The 18,288-nt window shown below is 75.4% G+C and carries 11 protein-coding genes; 2 read left to right on the top strand and 9 right to left on the bottom strand.

Translation table 11 applies throughout. From position 1 onward, the window contains the following. Nucleotides 1-47: 47 nt before the first annotated feature. The 7 genes from ACSU53_RS05235 to ACSU53_RS05205 all read right to left on the bottom strand — a co-directional run bounded on the left by ACSU53_RS05235 (nucleotide 48) and on the right by ACSU53_RS05205 (nucleotide 14,030). Entirely contained in the window at nucleotides 48-1,184 is a 1,137-nt protein-coding gene (locus ACSU53_RS05235; RefSeq protein WP_437025042.1) for a lantibiotic dehydratase C-terminal domain-containing protein, read from the bottom strand. After that, nucleotides 1,172-4,102 (bottom strand): lantibiotic dehydratase, encoded by a 2,931-nt coding sequence (locus ACSU53_RS05230; RefSeq protein ID WP_437025040.1) that lies wholly within the window; start codon nucleotides 4,100-4,102, stop codon nucleotides 1,172-1,174. Before ACSU53_RS05230 ends, ACSU53_RS05235 begins: the two co-directional genes overlap by 13 nt. A gap of 19 nt (nucleotides 4,103-4,121) precedes the next feature. After that, nucleotides 4,122-5,816: a nitroreductase family protein gene (locus ACSU53_RS05225; protein ID WP_437025039.1), complete on the bottom strand. Its 1,695-nt coding sequence runs from the start codon at nucleotides 5,814-5,816 to the stop codon at nucleotides 4,122-4,124. 366 nt (nucleotides 5,817-6,182) lie between these two features. Then, on the bottom strand, nucleotides 6,183-8,264 hold the full coding sequence (locus ACSU53_RS05220) for a TOMM precursor leader peptide-binding protein (protein WP_437025037.1): 2,082 nt from the start codon (nucleotides 8,262-8,264) through the stop codon (nucleotides 6,183-6,185). Then, the gene (locus ACSU53_RS05215; protein WP_437025035.1) at nucleotides 8,254-10,689 is read right to left on the bottom strand and encodes a TOMM precursor leader peptide-binding protein; all 2,436 of its coding nucleotides are present in this window, start codon (nucleotides 10,687-10,689) and stop codon (nucleotides 8,254-8,256) included. Before ACSU53_RS05215 ends, ACSU53_RS05220 begins: the two co-directional genes overlap by 11 nt. Nucleotides 10,690-11,024: 335 nt before the next feature. After that, nucleotides 11,025-13,250, bottom strand: a complete 2,226-nt coding sequence (locus ACSU53_RS05210) for a BTAD domain-containing putative transcriptional regulator (RefSeq protein WP_437025033.1) — start codon at nucleotides 13,248-13,250, stop codon at nucleotides 11,025-11,027. 609 nt (nucleotides 13,251-13,859) lie between these two features. Further along, a complete protein-coding gene (locus ACSU53_RS05205; protein ID WP_437025031.1) occupies nucleotides 13,860-14,030 on the bottom strand; it encodes a thiazolylpeptide-type bacteriocin in 171 nt (56 codons plus the stop codon). Nucleotides 14,031-14,292: 262 nt separating this feature from the next. On the opposite strand from ACSU53_RS05205, the gene ACSU53_RS05200 reads away from it, so the two are divergent. Beyond that, nucleotides 14,293-15,207, top strand: a complete 915-nt coding sequence (locus ACSU53_RS05200; protein WP_437025029.1) for a HipA family kinase — start codon at nucleotides 14,293-14,295, stop codon at nucleotides 15,205-15,207. An 11-nt stretch (nucleotides 15,208-15,218) separates the two neighbouring features. Here the strand turns inward: ACSU53_RS05200 and aceB are convergent, their stop codons facing one another. After that, the gene (gene aceB, locus ACSU53_RS05195; protein WP_437025027.1) at nucleotides 15,219-16,844 is read right to left on the bottom strand and encodes a malate synthase A; all 1,626 of its coding nucleotides are present in this window, start codon (nucleotides 16,842-16,844) and stop codon (nucleotides 15,219-15,221) included. A 186-nt stretch (nucleotides 16,845-17,030) separates the two neighbouring features. Then, nucleotides 17,031-17,645, bottom strand: coding sequence for a nucleotidyltransferase family protein (locus ACSU53_RS05190; protein WP_437025026.1), 615 nt, complete (start codon nucleotides 17,643-17,645; stop codon nucleotides 17,031-17,033). 228 nt (nucleotides 17,646-17,873) lie between these two features. Between ACSU53_RS05190 and ACSU53_RS05185 the strand changes: the two genes are divergently transcribed. After that, the gene (locus tag ACSU53_RS05185) at nucleotides 17,874-18,191 is read left to right on the top strand and encodes a DUF5955 family protein (RefSeq protein ID WP_437025024.1); all 318 of its coding nucleotides are present in this window, start codon (nucleotides 17,874-17,876) and stop codon (nucleotides 18,189-18,191) included. Nucleotides 18,192-18,288: the final 97 nt, after the last annotated feature.

Here is an 18,288-nt window from a genome sequence, read left to right as displayed (position 1 = left end):
CGGGCGGCCGGGGGCCGGGGCGCCGGCGGCGCGGCGTTCGGTGGCGCTCACGAGGCGTCTCTCCGTTCCCCGTCGGCCTCCGGTTCCCGCAGGACACGGCCGAGGACGAAGGCCAGGTACGCCTCGTCCCGGATGGTCACGTGCAGCCGGTTGTTGGTCATGTGCATGTACGGCGAGAGCAGGCGGGGCAGGACGGCCGGGACGTGCGTGACGGTCACCAGCGGGGCCGCGTCCGGGTCCTCGGCCCGCTCCTGGCCGGCGTCCTCGCGGGCCGGCCCCTCCCACGCGGGGAAGGCCAGGTCCCCGCGTTCCGTCAGCTCCACCACCCGCGCGCGGAGCTCCAGGCAGTGCTCGGCCCAGCGCCGCAGGAAGGGCGGCAGCCGGTCCGTGCCCCCGTCCGCCACGACCCCGCGCAGCATCGCGAACCGGGCGCCGAGCGCGGGTGCCATCTGCGCGTAGGTGCGCTCGTACTCGGTGGAACCGATGAAGCCGGTGCCGGGGAACAGCCGGTGCCAGAACGCGTAGTAGGAGTCCAGGTAGTCGGCGAGCCGATCCTCCTCGGGCAGGAAGCAGCTCGCCATCACCATCATCAGCTGCGCCGACGTGCCGAGCAGCACCGTCCGCACGTGCAGGTTCATGGTCCGGTACGCCTCCAGCACCAGGTCGCTGGAGTGCCGGAAGTGCCACTCGGCCAGTTCCACCCCGGCCGGGCCGCCGTACTTGGCGTACTCGGGCGCGTAGACCTCGTACGAGCGGGAGTTGTTCGGCCGCAGGTTCATCCGGCCGTCCGGGCCCATGTAGCGGGCCCGGTCCTCCCCGGGGAACTCGATGTCGAACAGGGAGTTGTAGAAGTCCTTCAGGAACCCGGAGTCGACCTCGTAGAGCGCCGGGCGGGACTTCAGGAAGCCGTCGATCGCCTCCTCGGCGCGGCGGCGCACCTCCGGTTCGGCCTCCGGGCCGCTCGGCCGCAGCCGCAGCCGCACGTGCGGGCCCTCCAGCCAGTAGTTGATGAAGAAGTAGCCGGACAGGAGGCCGTCCGCGGTGAGCCCGTCGACCAGCGGGCGCACGCAGTTGACCAGCAGGGGCTGCGGGTTGGCGGCGTAGAAGACGTGCAGGGCCAGCCAGGGCGGGGAGTCCGTGCCGGGGCCCGGCCGGAACGCCGCGGGCTCGGTCAGATCGGGCATGACGGGGAGACCTCCGTGGGGGACGAGGGCAGGGGGCGGGTGGTGAAGGTCTCCACGGCCAGCTCGGCCACGTGCCGGCCGCGCGCGGAGGTGAGGTGCAGGGCGTCCTCGGCGGGGAGCATCTCCCGGAACGTCACCCGGACACCGGGCTCCCGCTCCACCAGCGCCTCGAAGGCGGCCAGCGAGAGCGGACTGTCGAAGTCGACGTACAGGGGCTTGGCCCCCACCGGACCCCGGTCGGGGGCCAGCACGGTGGCGAAGCAGCGGTCGGGCAGCCCGTGTGCCCGCTGCCAGCGCAGCCAGCGCAGGTAGTGCTCCTCCTCCCCGGAGCCGGGCTCGCGGACCGGCAGCACCTCGGCGTCGGCGGTCCAGCTGCGGCGGCTCACCACCACGTTCCCGTGCCGCACGCGCGGTCTGCGGGTGACCCCGTCCACCGGCTCGCCCTCGGGGACGCCCGCCCACACGTCGACGGGGGCCATGGTGCTGGGGGAGAGCAGCAGCAGGGTGCGCGGGATCTCCGGGAGCGCGACCGGCACCAGGTAGCCGAGGTAGACCGGGACGACCTCGCGGCCCAGGCGGCGGGAGCGCAGCACCAGCCGGCCGGCCCGTTCGTCGTGCTCGACGTAGAGGTCGTCGAGGTGGATGCGGGCGTCCTCCGGTACCGAACTCGTCTCGCCGGGGCAGACGATGTGGTGCCCGGTCAGGCGCCCGTGCAGGTTGAGGTTGCTGCTGACCGGCCCGCCGGTGACCTCCGCGAACACCGCCCCCTCCGGCGTCAGGGCGGCCATCTCCTCGCGCAGCGTCGCGGAGAGCCCCGGCCCGTCGCCGCCGCCGGCGTCCGGTCCCACGCCGTCGTAGAGGTGGGTGAACCGGCTGAAGGGGAAGGCCAGTCCGCCGTACGACTTGTTCAGGACGACCAGATCACGGTCGGGTCCCTCCGGGGCCCGGCAGAGCTGGAGATGGTGGCTCTGGGGCGTGAAGTGCGTAGTGAGCGGCTCCAGTTCGGTCGCCGTTCCGGCCAGCAGTCCCTCGGGGAGCTCCAGTTCCTCCGCGTCCCGGCCGTCCTGCCACAGGGCGCGCATGCCGTCGTGGAAGTGGCGGCGGGCACGGTCGAGGGTGCGCATCTCGTCCTGCCCGAGCCAGTTCTCCTCCGGAACGTAGGCGCCCGAGGCGTCGAAGGGCACGCGCCGGCCGGTGAAGGACACGTACTGGTCGAAGAAGTCCTCGTGGAAGTCGTGCACCAGGCCCAGCAGGTCGTCGCAGCGGCCCCCGCGGCCGTAGCGGGCGAGGAAGAAGCCGAGCAGGGTGACGCGGTGCGGCAGCGTCAGGTCGAACAGCGGCAGCACCCCCTCCACGGCCCGCAGCGACCTCCCGGTGTCCCCGCCCAGCACCCCCGGACCGCACACCAGGTCACCCCCGGTGTCGACGTCCTCGTACACCAGGGTCTGCGGCAGCGTCGGCTCCTCGGCCCCCAGGTCGCGCTGCGCGTCCAGCAGGCCGGCGCGCAGGGTGCTCAGCAGGGCGCGGCGCCCGGCGGTGTCCGCCCGCGGGTAGCGGTCCAGGCACCGCGCCGGGCCGTCCAGCAGGCCGGCCAGCCGGTCCGCCCAGGGCACCGCGAGGGAGCGCAGCGCCTCCTGGTAGGACCGCAGCGGGTCACGGCTGTGCACGTCGGTGCGCAGCACCGGGACCTGCACCATGCCCAGGTCCAGCAGCGCCGACGCGTACCGCTCGCACTCCTCGCGCCCGGCGCCGTGGTCGCGCTCCAGCCGGTCCACCAGGTCCCGGTGCCGCACCGGCGCCTCGCGGTCGCCGAGCCACTCCAGGAGGGCCTCCAGGGTGCCGCTGCTGCGCAGGAAGAACAGCCGGTCGCGCACGGCGTCGAAGGTCACCGCCGCGCTGTCGTCGCCCGCGGTCGTCACGTGCCGCACGTAGCGGATGCGGTCGGCGTCGCGTCCCCAGCCGGGGGACAGGACCAGGGGCAGGTCGCGGCGGCGCTCCGGGTCGGCCGTGATCAGCTCCGTCAGCCGGGTCAGCACCACCACGTTGAGCCGGACATGGCTCACCCAGTCCTCGCCGCACGTCAGACCGGCCCCGTCGTCCCCGGGCGGACCGGCGAAGGTGCCGAGGCCGACACCGGTGAAGGTGCTGAACGGGCTGGTCTTGCAGGCGGTGCGGTACAGGTACGTCAGTGCCGACCGCTCGATCTTGCGCAGCCTGCTGCCCGGCCGCCCCGAACCGTCCTTCAGGTAGGAGTCGAGCCGGCCGTCGAGGGCGGGCGAGCCGAGCAGCAGGCCGTGCCGCAGCCGGTCGTCGGCCAGCGCGGTGCGCAACGCCCGTCGGCTGTCGTCCAGTTCGGCGGCGAGCAGGTCCCCGCCGTCCGCGCGCAGCTCCTCCAGCCGGGCGCGGTCGCGCAGCCAGTCGGCGGTGCGCCGGCCGGTGTCCGGGTCCCGGGCCGTCACCAGGCGGACGGCGGCCTCCGGGTCTGCGGGGAGCCGGTTGTTGAACACCTGACGGCGCAGGTTGATCAGGGACCTGCGCGCGGCGGCGTCGCCGGGCGCCTCGTCGGGGCCGGTGGTCGCCTTGACCAGGGTGTGCAGCAGGTCGCTGAGTTCCGCCCCGGCCGCGGTCAGCCGGGTCTCCTCGGTGAGCACGACCTCCGCCCAGCGGCGGGTGCGGGGGCAGCGCAGCCCGTGCACGGTCTCGATCGGCAGCCCGGCCGCGCGGAGCACGAACCGCCGTCCGGGCTCCCAGTGGGTGCCGGCGGGGCCGGGCAGGGCGGCGGGGGCGGGTGCGGGTGCGGGAGCGGGTGCGTCGGCTCCGTCGGCCGGGCGCGGGGCCGTGTCCGGAACGGGGTCCGAGGCCGCGGTGAGGTCCGGGGCCGCGGTGGGGTCCGGGGTGCCGGACTCGGTGGGTGTCATGAGCAGTCCTCTGCGGCCGTCAGGCGATCTCGTGGCGGAAGTCGGCGGACCCGGGCCGTTCGTGACCGAGGGCCATGATGAGCAGCGGGGCCTCGTCGCTCTCCGTCAGCCCCAGCCGCTCGGCGTACGACACGTTGTCGAACCCCAGGGCCACCCCGGCGCCCAGGCCCAGCGCGGAGGCCGCCACGTAGAAGCTCTGGGCGACGGCCCCGGCGGTCCCGACGGCGAGCCGGTACCCGCGGTCCCCGACGGCGTCCAGGACGGCCGTGGTCCGCACCGTCGGCACCAGGACGGCACCGGCCTGCTCCAGGTTGTAGTTGGCGAGGAAGTAGTTCCGCTGGAGGAACTCCCCCTGCGGGCCTGGATGGACGAGGCGCAGCTCGTCCCGGTCCGGGTCGTAGGCGTAGGCCCCCTGTGCCACGTCCTGGACGTGGTTGACGCACGCGTAGAGCCGGGCGAGGCGGAGGCGGCCCGAGGGGTCGCTGTCACCGGCCAGCCGGGTCTGCGCACAGGCCGCCAGGACCGCCGACAGCTCCCCGGCCCTGGTCCGGCGCCGGGCGTCGAACCGGCCGAAGCTGGAACGGCGTTCACGCAGCGCCCGGCGGACACCGGTGTCGGGGAAGGTGGGTGTGGGGAGGGGGACGCGCGGGGTGGCGGGGGTGGCGGGAGCGGTGGCGGCGGCAGCGGCCAGGGCGCCGGGGGCGGGCCGGGTGGTGGCACCCGCCAGGGTCGCGGCGTGCATGGCGTTCAGCGCGTCGAACTCCAGCAGCCTGCGGGAGCGTTCGGCGTCCCGGTGCCGCGCAGCCGGCCGGTGCCGTGGGTCCGTTCGCGGCCGGTCCACCGGGGCGGCGGGTTCTGGGGTGCCCGATCCTGGGGTGCCGGGGTCACGGGCGCCGCCGGGTTCACGGGCGCCGCCGGGTTCCTTGTCCGCCCAGTGCAGGGGCACCACACCGAACACCGTCTCCTGCTCTCCCGGCACGCCCAGCAGCTCGTTCAGCCGGGGCTCGTCGAACCACAGCACCGGTGCGATCCGCAGGCCCCGGGGCGCGGCCCAGATCCGCCACGTCTGCACCAGGGTGCCGAGGTCGGTGCAGACCACGTGGAACGAGAAGCTGTTGTACTTGAAGGAGTTCTGCCAGTACTTGACCGAGAGGATGAGGTACTGGTCGGTGTCCAGGGCCTCCGCGGGGGCGTCGGCTCCCAGGGCGTCCCGCACCCGGTCCGTGACGTCACCGGTCAACAGCCGCTGCAGAGCGTGCCGTTGGACGTCGTAGTGGTGCAGCCCCGGGGTGAGCGGTGCGGACGGGCCGGAGGCCCAGTGGACGGCCATCGGATAGAGCCCGCCCCCGCCCGCCGTGCCGCGCGACCAGTTGGCGTGGGTGTGGAACGGCAGCCCGGGCAGGTCGGTGTTGGCCTGGATGCCCAGGCGCCGGCCGGTCAGGCCGTAGGAGTCCCGCAGCATCGCCGACAGCAGCGGCACGGTGAACCCGGGGGAGTGGTCCGCGTCCCGGGCGGGAACGGAGTCGGGCAGCAGCCCCGGCGCGACGGGGACGTCGGTCAGGTCCTCGGTGCCGGGCAGGGCGAACGCCGGTGCGCCGGGGTAGAACTTGCCCTTGCGCGGGCCGTCGTCCCAGTCCACGACGTGGTCGGTGGGCTCCATCGGGACGCGGCCGCGGTGCAGGACCGCGTGCGCGTACTCATGGGCGTACCCCATGGCATCCCCCTTTCCTTGTGTCCTTCTGGCTTCGGTGCGAGCAGTGCTCTCGATGCGGGCGGTGCTCGCGGTGTGAGCAGTGCTCTTGAGGTGAGCGGTGCTCTCGGCGTGAGCGGTGGTCTCGGTGTGAGCGCTGCTCTCGTGCGAGCAGGGCTCTCGGGTGTGAGCGGTGCTCACGGCCGTGAGTCGTGCTCTCGCGCGAGCAGTGCTCCTGCGTGGGAGCACCGCTCTCGATGTGCACGGCGTCGGCGGTGCTCGTGGCACTAACGCTGGTCACGGTGCTCCCGCTAGTCACGGTGCTCCCACTGTTCACGGTGCTCCCGCTGTTCACGGTGCCCGTGGTGGGCGGGGCGGTGCGGTGGCCGGTCATGGGAACGGGTGGGGGCCGGGGTTGAGGTCCGCCGGGGTGAGGTCGTCCGGCCGCAGACCGGCCTCCCGCAGCGCGGTGAACATCCGTGGCAGGTGCCGGGCGCGTTGCCGGCTCCAGCCGAAGTCGAGCGGGAGCAGCCCCGGCACCAGCACCTTGACGGTGTGCAGGCCGAGGGCACGCTGCTCGGGCGCGGTCTGGTCGACGACGACCACGTCGAACCCGGCCTCCGTCACCGCTTCCACGGCCGCGAGCAGGTCGTCCCGCACGTCCGGACCCGTACCGTCCGCGCGGTCCCAGCGCAGCGCGGCCACCTCCCGCGGCTCCGGCGGCGGGGCGGTGCCTGGCGCCGGGCGCAGCAGGAAGTCGGCGAACCGGCCCATGTCCGGGACCGCGTAGACCAGCGGGTGGTCGTGCAGGCTGGTGATCCGCGTGAAGTCGGCGGCCATCGCCCGGTAGGCGGCCTCGTCGCGCCGGAAGCGCTGGAGCAGTTGCACCGAGTCGGTGGCGATCTCGCACAGCGCCGCCGCGAGCGCCGCCTCCGGGTCGAGGGAGGCCCCGGCGCCGAAGCACATGCGGGCCGGGCCGCCGTCGAACCGCTCCGCCACGCCGGTCACGACCGGCACCGGGAAGGTGATCCGGGTGTCGAAGAACCGCGCCCGGTAGCCGTACAGGGCCATGCGCTCGACCATGAACCGGGTGCGCGGGTCCGTGCTGGTCGCCGGGTCGATCTCGGGCAGCGGCTGTCTTCCGTGCCAGGCCAGCAGGAAGGCGTCCCGCTCCAGCACCTCCATCAGCCCGCTCAGCACGGCCTCCTCCAGACTGCCCCCGGAGGCGCAGCCGTTGGAGCTCTCCTGCACGAACCGGTGCTCGATGCCCGGCTTGTGGTAGTAGGCGAGGATCTCCGGAACCGGCCGGGCACGGCCGTCCCGCAGCGACCACCCCCACACCCACGGGACGGGGCGGTCCGGCGTGAAGGGCGGCACCCACGGGTTCGCCCGGTGGAACGCGTCCGTGTACAGGCCGGTCTGCCGCGGGTCGACGGCGTCCGGACCGAGGTCGTCCAGTGTGGCGGTGAGCGTGACGGCGCGGCCCCGGGCCCGCATCCCCGCGTACCGTTCGAGGCCCTCCAGCACGCCGATCAGGGTGCTGTCGTGGTAGGTGTCGGCGTGACCGCCCCAGAACGTCTCGCGCAGGTAGTCTCCCGAACGGCTGGAGAAGCAGCCCACGGTGGCGGAGGTCGTCGGCGAGGTGACGTCGCAGACGACGGACGGTCCGACCGCGCCCCAGTGCGGGTTGGCGAACGCGTCCACCTGAAGGCCGTGGGCGTCCACCGGTCGCACCCTGCTGACGCCCGGCCGGTACTTGGGCGCGGGGCGCAGGTCCAGGACCGCGGTCTCGTCGGTCACCGGCTCCGGGCGCGCGCACTCGGGGCAGTCCGGCTCCGGCACCAGGGGGTGGTGACGCACCGTCAGCCGTTCGAGGTCCACCAGCCACACGTCGGGGAACGGCCGCCCCTCCTCCCCGGCCGGGTCCGCGGCCCGCCGGGCGATCAGGGCGGCGACGGCGTGCGCGGCGAAGGGGACCAGGTACGGCCACGGGCCCGCCTCCCGGGTCCCGCCCCGCAGTTCGAGCCCTTCCCGCAGACCGACCGTGCGCACCGACTGCCAGCGGCGCCGCAGACAGGTCCCGCAGCCGGGGCGCCCCCCGGCGGGCCACGGGCCGACGACCACGTGCCGCCCGTAGAGGTGCACGGGCAGGGCGTCGGCGGCCGGGGGCCCGGTGCCGTCCCGGCCGCCGGACGGGGGCGCCGCGGACGGGCCGGCGATGCCGAACGCGTCACGCACGCCGAGGGCACCGACCGTCACGGCGGGCGGCGGCGGATGCGGCGCGGGCGCCAACTCGGCCAAGGAGCGGTTCAGTTCGGCGGCGAAGTCGCGGCAGGCGGCTTCGCGGGTGCGGAGCGCCGCCGGGGAGGCCACGGTGCGGGTGGTGCCGCTTCCGGTGCCGGTGTGCGGGGGGACCGGGGCGTGGGCCGGGGTGTCCGGCGCGGTCCCCGGTCCGGCGAGGTCAGTCGTCATCGTCGGCCGCCTTCGTGAGCAGGACCCGGACGGTGTGGATCCCGGCGGCCGGCAGGTCGGCGGCGTGGGTGGGGACCACCATGGCGTCCCGTTCCGCCGCGGCCAGCCGTTCCAGCACGTCGGGCCACGACACCGGAGCGGGCGGCGGCCCCGCCGTCCCCGGTCCCGCGGTGACCGGTACCAGCGCCGCGTCGAGGTCCGCCAGCAGCGGGTCCCCGGTGTCGGGTTCGCCCAGTACGCCCTCCGCCGCGAGCTGGACGGTGCCCAGCAGGTCGCGCAGCGCGTCGACCGCCGCCGCGGTCCGGTCCAGGGCGGCCCCGACGGCCCACGGCACCGGCCCGGCGGCCTCCCCCGGGGCGGCCTGGGCGGCCTGGGCGGCCGGGGCGTCCGAGGCCGGGCCGGACGCGTCGGGGCGGGTCCTGGCCAGGACGACGGACACACCGCTGCGGTCCGCCTCGCCGAGGTCGAGGAGTTCGACGTCCAGCCCCATGTGCCCGGCCGACCGCAGCAGGAAGACGGCCTCCGCGTCCCCGTCCACCTCGGCGGAGGCCAGCGGTGCGACCCGCCCGGCGCCGCGCACCGACCGGCGCAGCGCGTCGTGCGCGAGCGCCGACAGCAGCCCGGCCGCCGCGGCCTCCGGCAGTGAGCCGCCCGCCCCCGCCCCGGCCCGGGACGGCTCGAACCGGCGGTCCTGGTTGTCCGGCCCGAACGGCCGCACCGCACCCGCCGGGACCAGCACCTGTTTCTTCGTCAGCAGCGAGGTGCCCGCCACCCAGCCGGCCACCGGATCACCGCCCACCCCGGAGGCCGTGGTCAGCGCGTCCGGGGACACCCGCGGCAGCGGGTGGTCCTGGGCCCGCACCCCCCGCCCCGCCCGGTCCGCCCGGTCCGCCTCCGGCGCGTCCGCCCGAGCGGCACCGGGCGGCGTCCCGGGAACGGAGGCCGGGACGGTGACGGCGGGGACCACGTGCTCGGCGTAGACCGCGGCGGCGGCGTCCAGGGCCCGCAGCCGGGCGCCTGCGGTGTGCTGCACGTCGAACGCGGCCACGGTCCTGGTGCCGGCCGCACCGAGTCCCACCTCGACGGCGCCGACCTTCAGCGGGGTCTGCGTGACCGGCTCGTCCGCGTACCGGGTGAAGACGCCGACCGACGGCCGGAGCGCGAGCGCGCGGCGGTCCAGTTCGGCGAGCGGCCCCTCGGTCGCGTCGTCGTCCGGTGCGGCGGCCACCACGGGCTCGAAGACCGGCCGCGGCGGGGCCGCCGTGAGGTCGACGGCCTCCGCAAGCGCCTGCGCGGGACGGCAGAACGGGCAGCGCGGATGCGGCAGCAGTCGCTCCGCCAGGACGTCGAAGGACGCCATGTCCTGCACCAGGACCTGCCCCCGCGTCTCGGCCGGCAGCGCCCCGGTGACCAGCCGGAACACCTCGTAGCCCAGCAGGTTGCCGAGCATCGCCGCGAGCGGGCCGCGCGGTGCCGTCCCGCCGCCCGTGTCCAGAGCCAGCCCGCTCCACAGCTCGGCGGCCACCGCGGCGTCCGCCGCGCCACCGTTCGCGCCGAGCCGCAGGGCCGCGCAGGCGACACAGCCCGCCGTGCCCGCCGCGTCCCCGGCGGCCCCCGTGGTGAGCGGGCCGACCACGGCACGGCCGCCGAACGTCCACGCCGGCAGCAGCACCCGGCCCTCGGGGACGCCGGCGCCCAGCAGGCCGACCGCCGTCCGGAACGCGTCGCGACCGCACGCCGCGACCACCACGTCGTACCCCTCGAACGCCGCCCACCCCTCCCGGCCGGGACCGGCCCCCGTGCCGGGCAGCACCGTCACCTCGGCCGGGCTGCCCTGCGCCGTGTACCGGGCCGCCTCGGCCCGCACCGCCTCCAGATCCCGTGCGGTGGCGTAGCCCGTGGCGAGCGACTCCTCGACGGCGACGGACGCGCAGCCGTTGCGGATCAGCGACAGGGCGGCCCACCGGGCGACCTGGCCGTCCCCCAGCACGGCCACCCGGGTGCCGCGGAACGCCGCGAACGCCCGCTCGGCGCCGTCGGCGTAGTGGTCGATGTAGGCGATCTGCTGGGCGAAGCGGTCGGCGACGGCCGGCGGCAGCGCCTCCGCCGACGCTCCGCCCCCGCCGTCGGCCCCTGGGGGAGCGGGCACCGAGCGGGCGAAGCCGCGCGTGTAGAGGGCCTTGACCAGCCCGCCCACCATCGCCTTCTGCGGATCCTTGAAGCCCGCGCAGATCTCGGCCACGGTCCGGCTGCCGTCCAGGTGCGGGACGAGGAGCGTGGCGAAGCGGTAGGCGGAGGGGGAGGTGACCTGGAACCCCCCGTCGGCGTTGTGGAAGATCACGCCGCCCGGCGTCTCGGTGAACAGCACGTCGCGGCGCACCCTGGGCCGGGTGTCCGCGGTCTCCTCGTACGGCGTGGTGGACATGCTCGGGTCGTACCTCCGGGTGGGGGCCTGGCGGCCGATGCGGGTGGACGAGCGGTGGGAAGCGGTGGGGGTGGGAGGCGGTGCGGCGGGAGGCGGTGGGGAAGCGGTCCTGGGGCAGTCGGTTCCGGCCGGCTCCGCTGCCCGGTGAGTGCGTGCGGGCGTGAGGGTGTGCCGGTGCTTTCGGGTGCGTCGGTATCGGTGGATCTGCGGTGGTATGGACGTCCGTTGGTGGGTGTGCGGGGGTGGGGTCCGGGGGCAGGGGTCCGGCGGCAGGGGTTGGAGGGTTCGGGGTGGTGGCGCGTCGGCGGGGGCGGTGCGGGCCGGGTGCGGGCGGGTCAGGTGGCTCCGGACGGCAGGGCGTGCCGGGCGGCGGGCAGGAGGGCCTGCGTGGCCTCCCCGGACCGCGCGGCACGGTGCAGGGCGTGCGCGCGGAAGAGCGCGTTCATCCGCAGCAGGCCCGGTTGTTCCTCGTCGAGGAGACCGCGGTCGAGGAGTTGTTCCAGCACCTCCTCCGCACGGGTCTCGGGCACCGCGAGGGCTCCGGCCGCCTCCGGCGGGGTCAGCGTCCCGCTCAGCCGGGCCAGCCGCAGGTGCGCCTCGGCCAGCGGCGCGGGCAGCCGGCGCAGCGCACCGTCGAGGATCAGCGGTACGGACATGCGGGGATCGTCGGGCAGTGCCAGCCGGGCGGGCAGGTCCCGGCGCAGCCAGGCGGCGCAGTCGGCGAGGCGCTGGGCGGGACGGGTCAGCAGCCGGGCCGTCACGATGCGCAACGCCAGCGGGACGTGCCCGCACAGGTCGGTGAGCGCGCGGGCCGCGGCGTGCTCCGCGGCCACCCGCTGCCGGCCGAGGACCCGGGTGAGCAGGTCGTGGGACTCCTGCCGGGGCAGCGCCCCCAGGTGCAGTACCGCGGGGCCGTGCGTGGCCACCAGGGCCGCCAGCCTCCTGCGGCTGGTCACCACGACGGCTGCCCCGGCGGTCTGGGCGGCCGTGCCGGCGAGCAGGTGGCGCACCTGGTCCGGGTGCATCACGTCGTCCAGCACCACCAGGCGGGCGCCGTGGGGCGTCCCGGGCGCGAGCCGGGACCGCAGTTCCGCCGCCGCCTCCTCGACGGCCCGGGGCGTCCCGTCGGGCGTCGTGAGCGACACCAGCACGGCACCGCCGGGATACCGGTCGGCGACCAGGTGGGCGGTGTGCCGGGCCAGCGCCGTCTTGCCCATCCCGGGACCGCCGGAGATCACCGCCGTCACGGGTGCCGCGCCGTCCGGTGCGCGGTCCGTCCGGCTCAGGTGTCCGACGAGGTCGGCGGTCTCGCCGGCCCGCCCGGTGAAGCCGGGCACGCTCGGCAGCCGGGGCGCGGGGACCGTGCCGTGCGCCGGACCGCCGGCCGGGACGAGCCGGCGGTCCGGCTGCTCGCCGGGGGAGGACGGCCCTGCGCCGGGGCGGCGCGGCTGGTCGCCGGAACCGGGCGGCCGGTGCTCGGGGAGGACGGCCCTGCTCTCGGGGCCGGCGGTCCGGCCGGGGAGGAGGGAGGGCCCGTCCCCGAGGCGGTTGGGGGCGTCCGAGAAGCCGGGGGAATGCTCGCCGAGGGGCGTCGCACCGTCGGCCGAAACGATTCCGCTCCGACCGTCCCCGGCCCCGGCGTCCACCAGATCGCCGCCCCCCGTACCGTCGGGGCTCATGCTGTCGGGGAGACCCGGACCGCCGCAGAACGCGTGGACGTCGGAAGGGCAAACAGTGCCGGGAGCGCCGAAAGTGCCGGGAGCGCCGGGGGTGGCGCCGGGAGCGCCGGGAGCGCCGGGCGTGGCGCCGGGCGGTGCGCTGCCTGCGGCCGCCGCGGAAGCCGCGGCGGGGGCGGCGGCCTCGCCGCGCGGAAGACCACGCAGCTCCTCGCCCCGCAGGATGGCCAGTTCCAGGGCTTGCAGCGGAGGGCCGGGGTCGATCCCGAGTTCCTCACGGAGCCGGCCGCGGATCCGGCGGTACTCGGCCAGCGCCTCGTTCTGCCGTCCCGCTCCGTACAGGGCCCGCATCAGCTGCGCCGACAGCCCCTCGTGCTGGGGGTAGGCCCCCGTGGCCTCCCAGAGGTCCACGAGGACCTCACGGCATCGGCCCTGCGCCAGATGCAGCTCGCAGACCCGCTCCAGCACGCGCAGCCGCTGCTCGGCGAGCCGGGGCACCTCGTCGCGGTGCAGCAGCTCCGAGGGGACGTTGGCCAGGAGCGGCCCGCGCCACAGCCCCAGGGCGGTGCGCAGCAGCGGCAGTTCGGCCTCGCCCGCACCGGACGCCTCGGCCGTCAGGCGGCGGAAGTGCAGCAGGTCCAGGGTGTCGGCGTCGGCCGCGAGGCGGTAGCCGCCGGCGACCGCGACCACCATCCGTTCCGCGATGCCGTACTTGGCGAGCAGACGGCGCAGGCGCAGCACACAGCTCTGCAGCGCGGACTTCGCGGTGGCCGGCTGCTTCTCCCCCCAGACCGCTTCCAGGAGGCGGTCCGTGGGGACCACCTCGCCGGGCCGGAGCAGCAGCGCCGCGAGCAGCGACGTCGGCTTCGCCGGTGGCAGGACCACCGCGTCACACCCGTCCGTCACGCTCAGCGGGCCGAGCAACTGAAAACGCACAGCCTTCCCCCGTTGACCCTCGAACTCCTGCCGCATCGGCCGGCAACCGGCTCCTCGCGGAGCGGTGGTCCTGCCGCCGTGCCTGACCCACCGGGGAGCGGTGGCTCATTCGTGTTCCGTTCTTCTCGCCCCCGGCGGGGGTGAGGCGGAAGTTGTGAAGCGGTTGCGTGTATCCGCCTTCGTTCTTGTGGCAGTCGTGAGTGTCTACCGGCGTAGAACGGGGGTCAAGGGGTGGTCGTGGAATCACTTGTGGACGAGTTCCGGCCGCTGACGCCTCGTCAACTCGGTTGTCTGTCAGCATCGTTACAGGTGGACGCACTGGCGACGGTCCGGGTCCGAGGCGTCGAGGAGGCGTCCGCCGTGTGAAAAGCAAGCGCGGACGCGGCCCGGCGTTCGCCGAACCGTGCCGAGGAGTTCACCCCGCGTCTGTCGGCGTCTGTCGGCGTCCCGTCGGCGCCCCGGCACCGGCGGACGGCCCGCGTCCGGGCACGCCTGACACCCGGCCCGCCCCGTCCTCGGCGAGGACGGCGCGAACCGGGTGTCACCGCACCGCCGGGGTCAGGCGGAGCAGGAGGTGGTGCTGCAGGTGGAGCTGGACGTCGAGGTGGAGCTGGTGCTGGTGCAGCCGGCCAGCACGACCTCGCTGGCGTCCGAGTAGTCGGAGATCTCGAAGGTCTCGGCCTCGAGCTCGAGGATCTCGTCGGCGAGGGTGCTGAGGTTGTTGTCCATGACGTCTCCCGAAGGGTCGGGGCGGACCCGTGACCGGGCCGCCGTGGCTACCTCGCCCAGTCCAGCGGACCCCGCTCACCGTTCGGCATGCCTCCCGCTGTCATACCGCTGGCACGCCGCGCCAGCGCGAGCGGACACCGGAGCCGTGCCGGCGGGAGCGGCCCCGCGCGCCGCCGCCGACGGCGACCTTGCGCACCCTCCCCCGGGGCGCGGGGGTGCCCGGTCCGGGCGCCGGGGCCGGGGCGTCGCGTAGCCTGGCGGGATGCTCACCGAGGTCACCGCCACCCGCTACCTCACGCACCTGCGGGAGGGCGGATCCGTGCCCGGGCTCGTCGAGGCCGACGACCTCGGGACGTACGTCGTGAAGTTCACCGCGTCCGCGCAGGGCCGCAAGGCGCTGGTCGCCGAGGTGATCGTCGGTGAGCTGGCGCGGGCCCTCGGGCTGCGGTTCCCGGAGCTGGTGCTGGTGCGCTTCGACCCGGCGATCGCCGCCGGCGAGCCGCACCAGGAGGTGCGGGAGCTGCACGCGGCCAGCGCCGGGGTGAACCTCGGCATGGACTACCTGCCCGGCGCGCGGGACTTCACCCCGGAGGTGGCGGAGGTCTTCCCGGTCGATCCGCTGGAGGCCGGCCGGATCGTCTGGCTCGACGCGCTCACCGTGAACGTCGACCGCACCGTGCACAGCTCCAACCTGATGGTCTGGCCGACCCTCGGCACGGTGCCGCCGCGCCTGTGGCTCATCGACCACGGCGCCGCGCTGGTGTTCCACCACCGCTGGGACGGGCTCGACCCGCGCAAGCGCTACGACTTCCGGCACCACGCGCTCGGCTCCTACGGCCCCGACGTGCGCGCCGCCGACGCCGAACTGGCGCCCCGGGTGACCGAGGAACTGCTGCGCGCCGTCGCCGCCGAGGTGCCCGACGCCTGGCTGGCCGACGATCCCGCGTTCGCCACGCCGGACGCGGCCCGGGACGCCTACGTGCGGTACCTCCTGGCCCGGGTGCGGGCGTCCGGGGAGTGGCTGCCCACGGACTTCCCGAGCGCCGGGGAACTCGCGGAGGAGAACGCCCGGCGCGCCGCCCGCACCCGGCAGGGGCGGCCCGACTGGCTCAAGCAGGTCCCCGACCTGCACGGCAAGCCCGCCGCCCGCCAGGACTGGTCGGTGCACCTCGGCTGACGCGCGGGGCCTCAGCCCCGGAGCTGCTGGTAGGCGGGCAGGGTGAGGAAGTCGGTGTAGTCCTCGTCGAGGGAGACCCGCAGCAGCAGGTCGTGGGCCTGCTGCCAGGCGCCCGCCGCGAACGCCTCCTCGCCCGCCTCGGCGCGCAGGGACGCCAGTTCCCCGGCGGCCACCTCGCGGACCAGGTCGGCGGTGACCCGCTCGCCGGTGTCGAGGACGACGCCCGCGTTGATCCACTGCCAGATCTGGGAGCGGGAGATCTCGGCGGTCGCCGCGTCCTCCATCAGGTTGAAGATGGCGACCGCGCCGAGCCCGCGCAGCCACGCCTCGATGTAGCGGATGCCGACCTGGACGGCGTTGACCAGACCGGCGTGCGTCGGCCTGGCGTCCAGCGAGTCCACGGCGATGAGGTCCTCGGCGCGCACGTCGACGTCCTCGCGCAGCCGGTCCTTCTGGTGCGGCCGGTCGCCGAGCACCCGGTCGAAGGACTCCAGGGCGATCGGCACCAGGTCGGGGTGGGCGACCCAGGAGCCGTCGAAGCCGTCGCCGGCCTCCCGGTCCTTGTCGGCCCGCACCTTCTCGAAGGCCACCCTGTTGACCTCCGGGTCCCGGCGGGACGGGATGAACGCGGCCATGCCGCCGATCGCGTGCGCGCCGCGCCGGTGGCAGGTGCGCACCAGCAGTTCGGTGTACGCGCGCATGAACGGCGCGGTCATCGTCACCGCGTTGCGGTCCGGGAGGACGAACCGGGGCCCGGCGTCACGGAAGTTCTTGATGATGGAGAACAGGTAGTCCCAGCGCCCGGCGTTCAACCCCGAGGCGTGGTCGCGCAGTTCGTAGAGGATCTCGTCCATCTCGTACGCGGCCGTGATCGTCTCGATGAGGACGGTGGCCCGGATGGTGCCCTGCGGGATGCCGAGGTGGTCCTGGGCGAAGACGAACACCTCGTTCCACAGGCGGGCCTCCAGGTGCGACTCGGTCTTCGGCAGGTAGAAGTACGGGCCCTTGCCGAGATCGAGCAGCCGCCGGGCGTTGTGGAAGAAGTACAGGCCGAAGTCCACCAGCGCCCCGGGCACCGGGGTGCCGTCCGCGTCGGTGAGGTGGCGCTCGTCCAGGTGCCAGCCGCGGGGGCGCACGACGACCGTCGCCAGTTCCTCCGCGGGGCGCAGGGCGTAGGACTTGCCGGACACCGGGTCGGTGAAGTCGATGGTCCGGGTGAAGGCGGCGGTCAGGTTCAGCTGGCCGGTGACCACGTTCTCCCAGGTGGGCGCGGAGGCGTCCTCGAAGTCGGCGAGCCAGACGCGCGCCCCCGAGTTGAGCGCGTTGATGGTCATCTTGCGGTCGGTGGGCCCGGTGATCTCCACCCGGCGGTCGTTCAGGGCCTCGGGGGCGGGGGCGACCCGCCAGGAGTCGTCCGCGCGGATCGCGGCCGTCTCCGGGAGGAAGTCCAGGGTGGCGGTCCGGGCGATCTCGGCGCGGCGTTCCGCGCGGCGGGCCAGGAGTTCGTCACGCCGGGGGGTGAACCGCCGGTGCAGCTCGGCCACGAAGGCGAGCGCGGCCTCGGTGAGGACCTCGTCCTGCCGGGGCAGCTCGGGGGCGTCGACGACGGCCAGCGGGGACGGCGCTGGTGCGGACATGTGCTGTCACTTCCTTCGCGAGCGTGGCACCGGGTGCCGGGCGACCCGGGGTGGGGCGGGAGCGCCCGGAACGCACGCCGGACGCTTCTGAGCAGTGGATAGTAGTTTCCTCATAGTGGAAGTTCAATGTTTTGTTGATGCCGTCCCGTGCGGCCGGGCGGAGGCTGGCTCTCCGTGCCACCCCGCTCACTCGAGGTGTGCGAGGTCCGCCTCGGTGTCGATGTCGTACGCCGCCGCCACGTCCCCGCACTCGACCGTCACCAACTCGCCGGCGTGCTGCCGCAGATGGGCGCGCGCCCCCTGGTCCCCGGTCGCGGTCGTGGCGATGCCCGCCCAGTGCCCGTCGCCGAACAGCACCGGGTGGCCGCGTACACCGTCGTAGGCGGCCGAGACCAGCGAGGCGCCCAAGCGGTGCGCGTCGAGGACCCGGGTGACCGCCTCCGGCCCGATGCCCGGCTGGTCCACCAGCAGCACCAGGGCCGCCCGCGCTCCCGTGCCGGCCAGCGAGTCCAGCCCGGCCCGCAGGGACGTGCCCATGCCGCGCTCCCACTCCGGGTTGTCCACCAGGACGCAGCCGGTCAGCTCGGCGCGGGCGCGCACCTCCTGCGCGGCGGCGCCGAGCACCACGTGCACCCGCGCGCAGCCCCCGGCGCGCAGCACCCCTGCCGCGTGCTCCACCAGGGGCCGGCCCCGGTGGGTCAGCAGCGCCTTGGGCCGCCCGCCGAGCCGCCGCCCGCCCCCCGCCGCCAGCAGCAGACCCGCCACCGCCGGTACGTCCTCGCCCTCGCGCAACTCCGTCATGAGCCCTGCATACCGCACCCGCCGGGGCGTGCGCGGGCGGCGCGAGCGGGGCGCGGGCGCGGCGCGCGCCGATGGGTGCCCCGGGCCACGGTGTCACGCTGCGGAGCAACTCGATGACGCAGCGGGCTGGCGCAACGGGCCCGGGGTGGCGTTTACTGGCGCGCACCGGCCGGGCGCGACGCCGGGCCGGGCAGGGGAGGCGCACACCGGCGTGCGAGGGGGAGGACCGTGTTGCGGAGCGTCGAGCAGAGGCGGGTGGCAACAGAGGGCCGCGAGGATCCGCGGGTGACGGGGCTGCGCACCGCCGTCGCCCGATTGCGCCGCCAACTCGCCGCCCATCCAGCGGAGTTCCCCGACCGGAGCATCGCGGAGGAGGAACTCGCCACCCTCGACGCCCTGGCCGCCGACGGCGGCCGGGACCTGCCCCGGATGCGGCGCTCGCTGCTGCTGGTCGCCGGGGCGATCGGCTCGATGAGCGCCCTGCGGCGGGGCGTCCAGGACGTGCGGGCCGCCGTCGAACTCCTCGCCGCGCCCCCGCGCGGCTGATCCCGCCGGGCAGCCTGTCGCGGCCCCGACTGCCACCGACTGCCGCCTTCCGCCGTCGAGTCAACGGACGGGCGTGGGGCGTCCGTCGCGCCGGGGA

The sequence above is a fragment of the Streptomyces sp. enrichment culture genome, assembly GCF_964273255.1.
Lineage (GTDB): Bacteria > Actinomycetota > Actinomycetes > Streptomycetales > Streptomycetaceae > Streptomyces.
The sequence above is the reverse complement of the archived record's forward strand: the minus strand, read 5'-3'. Positions and strand labels throughout refer to the sequence as shown.